This is a genomic window from Mesorhizobium sp. DCY119 (assembly GCF_003590645.1).
GTDB lineage: Bacteria > Pseudomonadota > Alphaproteobacteria > Rhizobiales > Rhizobiaceae > Mesorhizobium_M.
This window is the reverse complement of the sequence record NZ_CP031834.1, coordinates 2,108,358-2,121,546: the sequence shown is the minus strand read 5'-3', so window position 1 is coordinate 2,121,546 and position 13,189 is coordinate 2,108,358. Positions and strand designations below refer to the sequence as shown.

The 13,189-nt window shown below is 61.4% G+C and carries 15 protein-coding genes and 1 pseudogene; 9 read left to right on the top strand and 7 right to left on the bottom strand.

The genetic code is table 11. The annotated features are described in order from the left end of the window. Positions 1-41: 41 nt before the first annotated feature. From DZG07_RS10240 to DZG07_RS10225, 5 genes and pseudogenes are all read left to right on the top strand, one after another. A complete protein-coding gene (locus DZG07_RS10240) occupies positions 42-527 on the top strand; it encodes a thioesterase family protein (protein ID WP_119821590.1) in 486 nt (161 codons plus the stop codon). A gap of 216 nt (positions 528-743) precedes the next feature. Continuing rightward, positions 744-1,004 (top strand): hypothetical protein, encoded by a 261-nt coding sequence (locus DZG07_RS10235; protein ID WP_244537893.1) that lies wholly within the window; start codon positions 744-746, stop codon positions 1,002-1,004. A 292-nt stretch (positions 1,005-1,296) separates the two neighbouring features. Then, positions 1,297-1,758, top strand: a pseudogene (locus DZG07_RS24400) (PAS domain-containing protein); the annotation flags it as partial. A 92-nt stretch (positions 1,759-1,850) separates the two neighbouring features. Then, a complete protein-coding gene (locus DZG07_RS24395; protein WP_348626421.1) occupies positions 1,851-2,420 on the top strand; it encodes a sensor histidine kinase in 570 nt (189 codons plus the stop codon). Beyond that, positions 2,417-2,863: a response regulator gene (locus DZG07_RS10225; RefSeq protein ID WP_091914747.1), complete on the top strand. Its 447-nt coding sequence runs from the start codon at positions 2,417-2,419 to the stop codon at positions 2,861-2,863. The genes DZG07_RS24395 and DZG07_RS10225 overlap by 4 nt, the downstream gene beginning before the upstream one ends. Positions 2,864-2,888: 25 nt before the next feature. Here DZG07_RS10225 and DZG07_RS10220 read toward each other — a convergent pair whose 3' ends face one another. Next, on the bottom strand, positions 2,889-3,764 hold the full coding sequence (locus DZG07_RS10220; RefSeq protein ID WP_091914745.1) for a dienelactone hydrolase family protein: 876 nt from the start codon (positions 3,762-3,764) through the stop codon (positions 2,889-2,891). A gap of 216 nt (positions 3,765-3,980) precedes the next feature. Here DZG07_RS10220 and DZG07_RS10215 point away from each other — a divergent pair, with 216 nt between their 5' ends. The 3 genes from DZG07_RS10215 to DZG07_RS10205 all read left to right on the top strand — a co-directional run bounded on the left by DZG07_RS10215 (position 3,981) and on the right by DZG07_RS10205 (position 5,815). After that, positions 3,981-4,436, top strand: coding sequence for a hypothetical protein (locus DZG07_RS10215; RefSeq protein WP_119816630.1), 456 nt, complete (start codon positions 3,981-3,983; stop codon positions 4,434-4,436). A 280-nt stretch (positions 4,437-4,716) separates the two neighbouring features. After that, positions 4,717-5,367 (top strand): hypothetical protein, encoded by a 651-nt coding sequence (locus DZG07_RS10210; RefSeq protein WP_119816627.1) that lies wholly within the window; start codon positions 4,717-4,719, stop codon positions 5,365-5,367. Between the two features lie 10 nt (positions 5,368-5,377). Continuing rightward, positions 5,378-5,815 (top strand): hypothetical protein, encoded by a 438-nt coding sequence (locus DZG07_RS10205; RefSeq protein WP_119816625.1) that lies wholly within the window; start codon positions 5,378-5,380, stop codon positions 5,813-5,815. A 58-nt stretch (positions 5,816-5,873) separates the two neighbouring features. Here the strand turns inward: DZG07_RS10205 and DZG07_RS10200 are convergent, their stop codons facing one another. The 4 genes from DZG07_RS10200 to DZG07_RS10185 form a co-directional block, all read right to left on the bottom strand. Then, complete coding sequence (locus DZG07_RS10200; protein ID WP_119816622.1) at positions 5,874-6,431, bottom strand: glyoxalase superfamily protein; 558 nt, start codon at positions 6,429-6,431, stop codon at positions 5,874-5,876. Positions 6,432-6,636: 205 nt separating this feature from the next. Further along, the gene (locus DZG07_RS10195; protein WP_091914734.1) at positions 6,637-7,641 is read right to left on the bottom strand and encodes an inorganic phosphate transporter; all 1,005 of its coding nucleotides are present in this window, start codon (positions 7,639-7,641) and stop codon (positions 6,637-6,639) included. Positions 7,642-7,649: 8 nt separating this feature from the next. After that, entirely contained in the window at positions 7,650-8,291 is a 642-nt protein-coding gene (locus DZG07_RS10190; RefSeq protein ID WP_119816619.1) for a DUF47 domain-containing protein, read from the bottom strand. Positions 8,292-8,504: 213 nt separating this feature from the next. Next, positions 8,505-9,392: a helix-turn-helix domain-containing protein gene (locus DZG07_RS10185; protein WP_119816617.1), complete on the bottom strand. Its 888-nt coding sequence runs from the start codon at positions 9,390-9,392 to the stop codon at positions 8,505-8,507. Positions 9,393-9,551: 159 nt separating this feature from the next. On the opposite strand from DZG07_RS10185, the gene DZG07_RS10180 reads away from it, so the two are divergent. Beyond that, entirely contained in the window at positions 9,552-10,382 is an 831-nt protein-coding gene (locus tag DZG07_RS10180; protein WP_119821588.1) for an N-acyl homoserine lactonase family protein, read from the top strand. 65 nt (positions 10,383-10,447) lie between these two features. Here DZG07_RS10180 and DZG07_RS23830 read toward each other — a convergent pair whose 3' ends face one another. Further along, complete coding sequence (locus DZG07_RS23830; protein WP_133304737.1) at positions 10,448-10,645, bottom strand: hypothetical protein; 198 nt, start codon at positions 10,643-10,645, stop codon at positions 10,448-10,450. A 190-nt stretch (positions 10,646-10,835) separates the two neighbouring features. Continuing rightward, a complete protein-coding gene (locus tag DZG07_RS10170) occupies positions 10,836-13,151 on the bottom strand; it encodes a glucose/quinate/shikimate family membrane-bound PQQ-dependent dehydrogenase (protein ID WP_091914725.1) in 2,316 nt (771 codons plus the stop codon). Positions 13,152-13,189: the final 38 nt, after the last annotated feature.

The following is a 13,189-nucleotide window of genomic DNA, read 5'->3' as shown; positions in this document are numbered from 1 at the left end:
AGAGTGGGTACCGTGCAAACCGCCAAATGAGGACGCTGTCAATGACCATTCCGGCCCCCTTCGTCTCGAGCATCATGGAGGTCGAGAAAGACTGGATCGACTACAATGGCCACCTCAACATGGCCTATTACAACGTCCTCTTCGACCGCTGCTCCGACGAGGCCTTTGAAATCATGGGCATGGGGCCGGACTATGCGCGCGACCGCAAGCTGACGATCTACACGGCCGAGGTCCACCTCTGCTATGTCCGCGAACTGCACCTTGCCGACAAGGTGACGGTCACCTTCCAGCTCATCGACCATGACGAGAAGCGCATCCGCGCCTATCAGGAAATCCACCATGTCGACGGCTGGCTTGCCGCAACGTCGGAAACACTGTCGCTGCACATCGACATGTCGGGCCCGAAGGTTGCCGCCTTCCCCGAAGATATCATGGCCAAGGTGGATGCCATGCGTGCCGCCCATGGCGGATTGCCGATGCCGGAGCGTGCCGGACGGTCTATCGGCATCAAACGAAAGGCCGTGTGACCTCTCCCGAAGGCCGAATTGAAACTTCCCTTCCCTGGTCGAATGATGGGGGCGTGGTGAGACCACGCTCATAAAGCGTCGCACGGCGATTGCCGCGCAAGGGTTTTGCGGAAGTCGTTAAAATTTTAATGGTGAATGAAGCATTAACCTTAAGGGTTTTTGCACAGTTTGATCTGTTGCGGCGGGTTGATCCAGCCCGCCACTGGGTGAAAATCGATGCTGGAACGACTCACGATCGGAATGGTGACGGGCGGCGCCGTTCGGGAGATTGGCATGAAGATAGATGTTGCTCAGATGTCGAGCCGCCTCGCATCCGATAACACGATAAGTGATTACGACTTCTGGCGCGCGCTGAAGACAATAAACAACGAGCTTTACCGCATCGAACGTCTTCATTTACCTATCCCGATGAAGATGATCTACGCTCGCGAGATCATCAGGACTGCAAGACACAAGCGCCGGCCAGGAAGGTACTGATTCTCTTCTTTCCATCCATCCCCACGGCAAGCTGCGCTAAGCGCCGGATTGGCACCCTGCGCAACGCTTCCCCGGCAAGATTTTTGCCCGTAATTTCCTGAGCTTGTATTAACCAAATGAGGCGCTGCGTCAGCTCCGGCTGCATGCGCGCCGACTTCGTTTTCACGATCCGTCCGCAGCTTTTGTGACCGCCTCGCAAGCAGCCCAAGCGCACGTTTCTTCACTCTCGATTGAACCATTTCGGCCCTGGGGCCGTTGTGGAGCCATTCGAAAGACGTGGAGCTTTAGATAAATGGATTGGAAAACGGCAAAAGAATCGCCCGAAGCATGGCACATGACGGACGACCTCCATGCCGAACACGGCAAAGGCGACCCGTTCGCAGCCGCCATCCGCGCAACGCGCATGTCGATGATCATCACCGACCCGCGCCAAGCGGACAACCCTATCGTTTTCGTCAACGACGCTTTCCTGCGCCTGAGTGGCTACAGCCGCGAAGAGGTCGTGGGCCGCAATTGCAGGTTCTTGCAAGGACCGCGAAAGTTCGCGATGCGATCCGCGACAGGACGAATATAAGCATCGACCTTCTGAACTACCGAAAGGACGGCACCACTTTCTGGAACGCGCTCTACATCAGCCCGGTTTCCAACGAGAAAGGCGAGTTGCAGTTCTTTTTCGCCTCGCAGCTGGATGTCACCGACCGAAAGCAGGCAGAGTATCAGGTCCAGGCGGACAAGGAACGTTTCGAGCTGGCGGTGAAGGAACGCACCAAGGAACTCGAAGCAGCGCTCGAGGCCCAGAAGTCGCTGCTTCACGAGGTGGATCATCGCGTGAAGAACAATCTGCAGATGATTTCGTCGCTGATCGTCATGCAGAGCCGCGCAATTCCCGACGAGGGGATCAGGGCGTCGCAGAGATCGATGCTGGAACGCATTGAGGCGCTGAGCACGGTTCACCGCCGCCTCTACCAGTCGGAGGACGTTACCACTTTCGACGTATCCGATTTCGCCCGCGACCTGGTGACCGACCTTGTCGCCGCTTCGGGCCGCAAACTTTCCCCGGAACTCGATCTAGAACCGGTCGTTGTCCCTGCGGAAAAGGCTGCGCCGATCGCGCTGATGGTGAACGAGCTGGTGACGAATTCGCTCAAGCACGCGTTCAACGGCCGCACGAACGGGGCAGCACCCGGCAACCTGGGCGTCAAGGTGAACCGGCGCGATGGGCATTTTCGTATCGAGGTTTCGGACGACGGCATCGGCATGGCAGGAGCCAATGGCGACGGCTCGTTCGGCATGCGGCTTATCAAGTCGCTCGCCCGCCAGCTTCACGCCGATATCGAATGGCTCGACGCAGGGCCGGGAACGCGGGTGGTCATAAAGATGCCCGCAGAACCAACACTTCAAAAGGATGGAACATGACTGATCCGCTTAAAGTCCTGATCGTGGAAGACGAAGCGCTGCTGGCAATGGAGTTGGAGATGCTCGTTGAAGACGCCGGCCACAGCGTGGTCGGATGGGCGACCTCGTTCGATGAAGCACGCAGGCTGGTCGACGAGGTGGATGCAGACATCGCCTTCGTCGACGTTCACCTCAACGATGGCCCTACCGGCGTCGATGTCGCCCAGTATATCGGGGACACGGAACAGTCGATGGTCGTCTTCATGACGGCCAATCCCAAGCGCATTCCGGAAAATTTCGCCGGCGCCATCGGCGTCATCGCCAAACCCTATACGCTGAACGGCTTGATGGCGGCACTTCGCTATCTGCAGGAAGGCGTGCACACGCCACCGCCGGTTTCGAGCCTGCCGGTCGGCTTTACGCTCTCGCCGAACTTCGCGCTGAACTGGGCTCCATCCAACTGACGGAGCCCCGCTGCAGCTTCGATTGCTAAGCCAGCTTCTGCTTGAAGAAGGCGATGGTCCGGCCCCAGGCGAGGTCCGCCGCTTCCTTGTTGTAGCGGGCTTCCGAGGTATCGTTGTTGAAGGCGTGCTGCACGCCGTCATAGACATAGACGGTGTATTCCTTGCCGTCCGCCTTGAGCGCCTTTTCATAGGCTTCGATGCCGGCATTGATGCGCTCGTCCTGCCCCGCATATTGAAGCAGCAGCGGCGCCTTTATCTTGGCGACGTCCTCGGCCTTCGGCTGGCGCCCGTAATAAGCAACGCCGGCGTCGAGATCGGGCGCATTGACCGCCAGATCGTTGACCGCACCACCGCCCCAGCAGAAGCCGACAGCGCCGGTCTTGCCGTTGCCCTCTTCATGCTTTTTCAGGAACGCCACCGTCGCCACGCCGTCGCCGATGGTCTGTTCGGCGGAAAGCTGGCCGAACATTTCGCGCGCCTTTTCCTCATCGGTCGGCGTGCCGCCGAGCGGCGACAGGAAATCAGGCGCCAGCGCCACGAAACCTTCGAGCGCAACACGGCGCGCCACATCCTGGATATGCGCGTTGAGGCCACGATTCTCGTGGATGACGATGACCGTGCCGAGCTTGCCGCTTTGCGCGGCCGGCCGAACGAGATAGCCCCTCATGTCGCCCTTCGAGCCGGGATAGGTGATGTCCTCGGCCTTCAGCCGCTCATCGTTTTCGGGGATCACGGCGGCTTGCGCCGAGTTGGCGGCAAGCATTGGCGCAATGGCAGCGGCGGCCGCCCCCGAACCGGCAAGCCTGGTCAGCTTCTCCATGAAGCTGCGTCGATCCAATGTCAGATGCGTATATTCGTCATAGGCGTCGATCATCGCCTGCGTGATGGCCGGCTTGGTCATGACTCTCTCCCCTGCATCGATTGAATTGATGAAAGGCAAGATAAGGGGCGAGTCGGGCAGGTCCAGTAACGCATCGGTGAAGTGGGCGTGAACGCCTCGATGCCGGCCGTACTCGCAACTCCGCCCTTCCCCAATCCCTCGAAGTTATAGCGGAGCTTGCTTTAAACAGCATGCTATGCAATATTAAATAGCATACTATGCTTATGGAGGAAAACCATGCCTCTCCACCGCTTGCATGCAGTCGCCGGCATCCTCGCCTTCGTCCTGATCGCCAGCTTCTGGCTCTCTACCGCAATCAGCGAGCTTTTCGGCACGCCGACGGCCATCGCCGCCGTCAAGCAGGCGATCGTCTGGGCCATGCTCGTGCTTGTGCCGGCGCTCGCGGCGACCGGCGCCAGCGGCTTTCGCCTCGGCAAAGGCATGCGACTGCCGATGGTTACGGCCAAGAAGAAGCGCATGCCATTCATCGCGCTCAACGGCCTTTTGGTGCTGCTGCCGTCGGCGCTGTTCCTCAACGCCAAGGCAGCAGCGGGCGACTTCGGCACCGCCTTCATGACGGTACAGGCAATCGAACTCGCCGTGGGATTGATCAACCTCACTTTGATGGGCTTCAACATCCGCGACGGATTTGCCTTGTCGGCAAGGCGGCAAAGGCTTGCCACCACTCGATAGGGCGGCTGCCAAAACTTACCGGATTATTAAATTTTGGTGATGTAGGCCGACCCCGTACATCCTGCCACAATTTGGGAGAAGCTTGGCCGTGCTGGCCTCGCCTTCCGCAGCGTCTTCGCCAATCCGGCGATCCACTGGCGCATTCCGAAGCCTCCCACAACGCCTCTTATGTCGGAACGGACACCCGCTCCGCAGGCGAAGCTATGTCCGCAAGGAGGACACGACGATGAGCTTTCCCAGTCTGATATCCACGAGTGCCCTGGCATTTGTCGGCACGGCATTGCTGGCCCTGCCCTCTCAGGGTTTCGCCGCGAATGCCACTGCTGCACAATCCACCACCAAGGCTTGCGCCACCCAGTATCAGGCGGCCAAGACCGCCGGTACGCTGAACGGCAAGAAGTGGCCGCAGTATCTGTCCGATTGCAGCGCCACCATGAACAATGGCGCGGCCGCGGCACCAGTGGCGGCGACGGCCGCGATGGCAGCTCAACCCAAAACGATGATGAAGCAGACCACCGCCATGGCACCGGCGGCCAAGACGGTCGCGCTTGCCGCTGCCGGGCATCAGACGACGCAGCAAATCTGCAGCACGCAATATCAGGCGGCCAAATCCGCCAACACCCTGAAAGGGCAGAAATGGCCGCAATTCCTGACGGCCTGCGCAGACAGCATCAAGAACGACAAATCGGACGCATCCAATGTTCCGCCCGAACCGGCCCAGGCAACAGCCGCTACGAGTATGCAATCGGCCATGCCGATGACAAACGCCAACGGCAAGGCGCTTACCCCCGGCGAAGTCGCGTTCCGCCAGCGCATTCACGAATGCTCGACGCAATGGCAGAGCCAAAAATCCTCGGGCACCTTGCCGGCCGGTACGCAATGGCCTCAATTCTGGAGTTCCTGCAACACGCGCCTGAAGGCACAGGGATAGGGAGGCGCTTGTGAACATCCAGGAAATCCTCACCACAGTCTCGTCCAAGGCCGGTCTGGACGAGCCGACGACGGAAAAGGCCGTCGGCACCATCCTGTCGGTGCTCGAGCATGAGGCCGAGGGCACGCGTGTCGCCGAGCTTTTCGGCAGCATTCCCGGCTCGCTGGATCTTGCCCGGCAATATGATGTGATGGCAGCGCAACCCGCCGGCGGGTCCGGCGGTGGACTGTTCGGCTCGCTGACCTCTGCGCTGGGCGGCGCACTGGGTGAAAAGGCCGGTGCGCTGATCAACGGCATCTCGCAGCTTCGCTCCACCGGCCTCGATGCCACGCAGATCAGGCAGGCCGGCACGACCTTGATCCAGCAGGCAAAGACTGCCGCCGGACCAGATGTCGTCAATGAGATTGTCGAGTCCGTTCCCGGGCTGAAGGGACATTTCGGGCTTTGATCAGACAGGCAGCCCGCCTTAACCGGCGGGCTGCCTTATCGTCCGGGATAGGCAGCGATCAGGCGGCGTCCTTGCTCTCCATGAAGCGGATGCGGTTGTTGAACGGGTCGGTGACCTGCATTTCCAGGCCCCATTCTTCCTTTTCCAGCCCCGGCTTCAGGTAGCGATAGTGCTTGCCGCTCAGTTCCTTCTGAAAGGCTTCCACGCCCTTCATGTAGACGACCATGTTGCCGCCCGGCGTCGCATCGCCGGAGTGTTCACTGAGATGCAGCCGCAGCCCTGCCCGCGAGACCTGCTCGTAGAGCGGAAAATTCTCGCCGAAGCGGTGTTCCCAATCGACCTTGAAGCCAAGGAAATCGAGATAGAATTCGTGCGCCTTGGCAACATCGAAGATACGCACGATCGGCACGGCCTGTTCGAAGGCGATGCCGTTTGACGCCGGCCGGCTCTCGCCCTCCTCCGCCTCGATCTTCGCTGACAGAATGTTCCAGTTGTCGAGGCCGAACTGGCGGGCAACGATCTCCAGCGCTTCGCTGTGGGAAATCGTCAGGCCCCTGGCGGCAAGGGTTTCGCGCATGGCCTTGGCCATCGCCTTGGCATCGTGAAAAGATCGCATGGTCTTCCGATCCTTCCGAAACGGTGAGGAAGCTCATCAGTGCCCGCATTGCTGACGCTCTCACCGTCCGTGGGATCAGGTGACAGATATCTCGGGATGCGTTCGCCATGCTCGTTGCGGAGCGCGGGCTGCCGGCCGCATCCGGCCGACAGGAAAGCTATTCAAGCCCTCGGCGCGCGTCAAGAACCGCGCAGCCCCGGCAGGGTTACACAAAAAGCCCGGTGGCGACGTAGCAGAGCGCCGAAATCGCCGCCGTGATCGGGATGGTGATGATCCACGCCACGACGATGTTGCCGGCGATGCCCCACCGCACCGCAGACACCCGGCGCGCGGCGCCAACGCCAATGATCGCGCCGGTGATGGTGTGCGTGGTCGAAACCGGAATGCCGAGCCATGTCGCGGCAAACAGCGTGATCGCGCCACCGGTTTCGGCACAAAAACCCTGCATCGGGTTGAGCCGCGTGATCTTCGATCCCATCGTGTGGACGATGCGCCAGCCGCCGAACAGCGTGCCGAGCGCCAGCACGAGCTGACAGGAAATCACCACCCAGAAGGGCACGTAAAAGTCCGGCCCGAGCATGCCCTGCGAATAGAGCAGCACGGCGATGATGCCCATGGTCTTTTGCGCATCGTTGCCGCCATGGCCGAGCGAATAGAGCGAGGCGGAGATGAACTGCATGATGCGGAAGGTGCGATCGACCGCGAAAGGCGTGCTGCGCACGAAAATCCATGACACCGCCAGCACCAGCATCAGCGCCAGGATGAAGCCTGTCGCCGGCGAAAGAACGATTGCAGCCGTCGTCTTCGCCAGGCCCGACCAGACGATCGCGCCGCCGCCGGCCTTCGCCACCCCTGCCCCAACCAGCCCGCCGACCAATGCGTGCGAACTGCTGGACGGGATGCCGAAGGCCCATGTCAGCAGGTTCCAGGCGATTGCGCCCATGAGTGCGGAGAACACCACGCGCGGATCGACGACGTCGGCGCTGATGATGCCGGTACCCAGCGTCTCGGCGACATGCAGCCCGAAGAACAGGAAGGCGATGAAGTTGAAGAACGCCGCCCATAACACCGCATATTGCGGCCGCAGAACACGCGTCGAGACGATGGTCGCGATGGAATTCGCGGCGTCATGAAGCCCGTTGAGGAAGTCGAAGAACAGGGCGACGCCGATCAGACCGACCAGCAGCGGAAACGCGAGTGTGGCGTCCATCGATTTTCCTAGACGTTCTCGATGACGATGCCGCTGATCTCATTGGCAACATCCTCGAAGCGGTCGACCACCTTTTCCAGCTCGGAATAGATCTCGCTGCCGATCATGTAGGCCATCGGATCGGAGCGGCCGTATCGCTTGAAAAGCTCCTTGAGGCCGCGATCGTGCAACTCGTCGGATTGCTCCTCGACGCGCACCACCTGTTCGGTCAGCTCGTTGAGACGGGTGGCGTTGGCGTTGACGCGGTCGAGCAGCGGAACTGCTTGGGCGATGAGGTTTGCGGCTTCCACGCCAAGCGTGCCCATCTGCTGCATCAGCGGCTCGAACTCGCGCTGCTCGAACAGCGTCACGGTCTTCACCGTCTTGCGCATCATGTCGATGGCGTCGTCCATGGACTGGATGAGATCCTTGATGTCGCCGCGGTCGAACGGCGTTATGAAGCTCTTGCGAACCGCAAGCAGCACCTCGCCGGTGATGGCGTCGGCGCGGTCCTCCAGCGCGATGATCTCCTTGCCGCGCGCCTCGATATCGTCGCCGGCCAAAAGCCGCTCAAGCGCCTTCGCGCCGAGAACCAGCGTTTCGGAATGCCTTGCGAACAGATCGAAGAAACGATCCTCGCGCGGGAGAAGCTTGCGGAACCATCCCATCATCGCGTGCCGTGCTCCGGTTTTCTTTCCATGATTGCGCCAGGCATTAAAAATGCCGAGGTCGCGATGCAGGCAGGAAATCCCGCCCCTTCAGAAGGCACCCTTATCAGCGGGAAAGCTGTGGCGCTACCCGTTTAGCCGGCTTGAAAATACGCTTTCCACTGCAACTGGACAGGCGCAGCAACGAGAAAACGGAATAAGGAGGCTGGTCGAGGCCTAAGCCCTTCTGACACGGTGCTCGCTTGGGGAAGCGCCATAGACGCTCTGAAAGCGCCGCACGAAGTGCGAGCGGGAGGCGTAACCGGCCGCCTCGGCGGCCTCGGTGACATTGCCCTCGCCTCGTGTCAGCAATTCATGGGCAAGTTGCATCCGGCTCGAGGCCAGCACCTTTCGCAACGATGTTCCGTCTTCGGCCAGCCGCCGCCGCAAGGTCGATGCACCGAGCCCGATTTCGCGGCCGATGTCGGCCGCCGTCCATTGGCGTGCCGGCTCACCCAGAACCAGCCAGCCGATCCGGTCGGCAAGCGACGTGTCGAACAGGCACTGCGCCGCCGGCTCGTCGCGCAACAACAGCAGCACTTCGCCGAGCCGGTGCGTGGCCAGGCTCTCGGCATGCGCGGAGGCCCGCAGGGCAATCGCCGCATGGGCAACAGCATCGACCAGTTCGCCGGTCAGGCGCACGCGCATGTCGAAGCCTGACGTGACGGAAACATGCCGATGCCGAACCTTAGCCGGCTTCGGCATGGTCCGCGGCACTTCGACCAGCAGCGACTCGTAGAGACCGCTGCGCTCGCCGGGAATGTTGACGACATCGCATTCCAGCCCCGCCGGCAGCACGAACACCTCGCCCGCGCCAAAGCGCTGGCCCATGCCGCCGATCCAGAATTCCTTTTCCCCGCTGAGCACTATGCCGATCAAAGGCTCGGCAGTGGTCACCAGCGCCAGGCGCTCCATGTCGAAGCAGCAATAGCTGAAGAGCTGGTCGGCATGGACATGCATGCCCGACGTCTTGTGCGGCCGATCCGGGTCGAGCGCCAGGGGCCGCAGCCGCTGCAGCAACAGCCGGCGCAAGCCGTCGTGGTCGTGATTTTCGTTCGAACTCATCGCGGCAGTCTATTACACCGGCAAAACCGCCGCCACCATCAAATGAGCGTTTCGGGCACAGCCCTGAGCACTTCAGACACATCCGGCATGTCACTTTCGCCCATTACGGAGACGGCGCCGGCACATGCCTGCCGGCCGGCCTACCCTCAGGAGACGGACATGAAGCTCAAATTATTTCTCATCTCGACCGTGGCATCGCTTGCTGCAACAGCCATGGCGCAGGCTGCCGAGGTTCAGTTGTGGCGGCTCGACTGCGGCACGATAAAGGTCAAGGATCTGAGCGTCTTCTCGGATGCCTATGATTATCAGGGCGAAAGCAGGACGCTTACCGATAGCTGCTACCTCATCCGGCACGATGGCGACTACATGCTCTGGGACACCGGCCTTCCCGCCACCCTTCTCAACGCGCCACTCGGCGATGCGGCGATGAACCCAACGCTGGCTCAGACGATCCCGGCCCAGCTTGAAAAGATCGGAGTTCAGCCGGAGAAGATATCGACCGTCGGCATAAGCCACTACCACTTCGACCATGTCGGCCAGGCCGCCGATTTTCCGAAAGCCAGACTGCTGATCGGCGCAGCCGACTTCAAAGCCTTCACGGCAGACCCCGCCCCCTTCGGGCTGGAGCCGGACCTGCTCGCTCCATGGCTGAAGGGAGGATCGAAGGTGGAAACCGTTACCGGCGACAAGGATGTCTTTGGAGACGGCACGGTGACCATGCTTTCCATGCCCGGCCACACGCCAGGCAGCTACGGCTTGCTGGTAAAGCTGGCAAATACCGGGTCGGTTCTGCTCAGCGGAGACGTCGCCCATTTCGAGAAACAGCTGGAGACCGAAAACGTCCCGCCATTCAACACCGACAGGGCCGAATCGCTTGCTTCCATGGATCGGTTGCGTCACATCGCAAAGACGCTGAAGGCAACGCTGATCGTCCAGCATGATGCCGACGACATCGCCAAACTGCCGACGTTCCCGAAGAGCGCCGACTGAAGAAATAGATTATCTCGGAAAAGACGGGGGTTGCGGCCGGATGCGAGCAACCCTCGTATCTGCGCCTAGTCGCCTGATCGCAAGGTCTCGTGGCCCGACATCCGGTATTCCCTTGTGTGGGAATCCAGAACGGCGTTGAAAACCGCGTCGGGGTTCTTTCTCCAGACCTTGATGGCCCGCTGATCAACGCGCACCCTGTGGCCGTCGATCATGACCAGTCTCGCCGTCTTCGTGCGCCTGACGTCGTCGTAAGAGACTTTCATCGTGCTGTCCCCCTGTCTTTCAAGCGCTGTTATCCGCGCCTTGATGCCCGCAATTGACCGCGCCGAGTGCGGCTTTTTTGCGTGTAGGAAGGAACAATAGGACAGAAAGCCGGTCGCGATTGCGAGGCCTCGGTATAGCCGAGAGCGGGAGAAGCTTTCCTCTCCCGCTCTCTTCAAGCTTTCCTGCGCTCTATTTCGGCAGCGTGTAGGCCATCACGTAATCGCCCGGCTTGGTGCCGACCGAGCCGTGACCGCCGGCGACGATCACCACGAATTGCCGTCCATCGGCCACCGTATAGGTCATCGGCGTCGACTGGCCGCCGGCCGGGAGCCGCGCCTCCCAGAGCTGCCGGCCTGTCGTCACATCATAGGCCCGGAAATAGTCATCGACCGCAGCGCCCAGGAAGGCGACGCCGCCGGCGGTGATCATCGGCCCGCCAATGCCCGGCACGCCGACCTTGAGGGGCAGCGGCAGCGGCGTCATGTCGTAGACCGTGCCGTTGCGGTGCTTGTAGGCGATCTTGCCGGTTCTGAGATCGGCACCGGCGACATAACCCCAGGGCGGCGACTGGCAGGGAATGCCGAGCGGCGACAGGAACGGCCCCATCACCACCGCATAGGGCAATCCCTCATTGCGGTTCAGGCCCTGCTCGCTACCCTTCGAACCATCCGGCGGCGGCACGTCGGCGCGGGGAATAAGCTTTGACGTGAAAGCGAGATAGGTCGGCATGCCGAACATCACCTGCCGCACCGGGTCGACGGCGACGCCGCCCCAGTTGAACGTTCCGAAATTGCCGGGATAGATCAGCGAGCCCTGCAGCGATGGCGGCGTGTAGCGGCCCTCGTAGCGAAGTTGCGTCAGCTTTATGCGGCAGACAAGCTGGTCGAACATGGTGATGCCCCACATGTCCTTGCCGGTCAGCGGCGGCGGCATGAAGGTCAGGGCAGACACAGGCTGCGTCGGCGATGCGTGGTCGCCTTCGATCGCACCGCCCGGCGCCGGCATCTCGGTGACGGAAAGCACAGGCTCGCCCGTGCGGCGATCGAGCACATAGATGTCGCCCTGCTTCGTCGGACCGACGAGCGCAGGCACCACGCCCTTGTCCGTATTAATGTCGACCAAGCTCGGTTGTGCGGGAATATCCATGTCCCACAGATCGTGATGCACGGTCTGGCGCACCCAGCGCATCTGCCCGGTGTTGAGATCGAGCGCGGTGATCGATGACGAGAACTTTTCGACATTCTCGCTGCGATCCATGCCAAGCTGGTCCGGCGTCTTGTTGCCGAGCGGCACGAAAAGCAGGCCGAGCTTCTCATCCGCACTTGGCGTGGACCACATGTTGGGCGAGTTCGCCGTGTAGGTTTCGCCGGCAGCGATCGGCGTCGTCTTGTCCGGATTGCCGGAATCGAAGTTCCACACCAGCGCGCCGGTGTCGGCATCATAGGCACGGATGACGCCCGACGGCTCGTCGGCTGCATAGTTGTCGTTGACCGCACCGCCGACGATGATCTTGCCTCCGGCGATCAATGGCGCCGAAGTCGAATAATAATAGCCCGGCTGCTTGTAGGGCATGTTGGCGTAGAGATCGATCGTGCCGCCATTGGCAAAGCCGCTGCAAACCTGCCCGTTAGCCGCATCGAGTGCGATCAGGCGTGCATCCGAGGTCGGCAGGTAGACGCGCTGCGCGCAGGGCTGCCCGGCTGCGACCTTGGTGTCATTGTAATAGGACACGCCGCGGCAGGTCTGGTGCTGGCGGTCGCTGTCCTCGGCGATCTTGGGATCGAAGCGCCACTTTTCCTTGCCGGTCGCCGCGTCGATGGCAATCGCCCAGTTGTGCGGCGTGCAGATATAAAGCGTGTCGCCAATCTTCAGCGGCGTCACCTGATAGGTCGTTTCCGGCACGTCCGCCGACGTGCGCACATCTCCGGTCTGGAAGGTCCATGCCGGCGTCAGCGTCGAGACGTTCTGAGGCGTGATCTGGTCGAGCGGCGAATAGCGCTGGCCATATTGCGTGCGGCCGTAGAAATGCCATTCGCCCGCCGGCACGTCGCCGCCGCCGAGATCCGGCGTGGCGGCGACCTTGTCCGTCGGCAACTCGCCGGCGATGTCCTGCGGATCGACCGTCATCGACGCGCCTGCCGCAATCAGTGCGGCAAGAACGCCGGCCGCCAGCGGAATTGCGCCGCCGGAAGCCGTCAGGCGCCGCCGCACCCACGGCGTCAGCAGCCACAGCGCCAGAAGCACGACAACACCGCCTCGCGGTCCAAGCTGCCACCAGTCGAGACCGACTTCCCATATTGCCCAGGCCAGCGTTCCGATCAGCACCAGCGCGAAAACCCAAAGCGCAGCCCCCGAACGCTTGAACAGCAGCCACGCCGTCAGCAGGAAGCCGATGCCCACAATGACGTAGTAGAGACTGCCACCGACCGTGGCGAGCCACACGCCGCCACCGGCTAGGAAGAGCCCAAGAATTAGGAAGACAAGCGCCGTGATAACCGTTGCCAAGATCGTTGCCCTTATGATTTCGGGGACCGTTCGAGGCA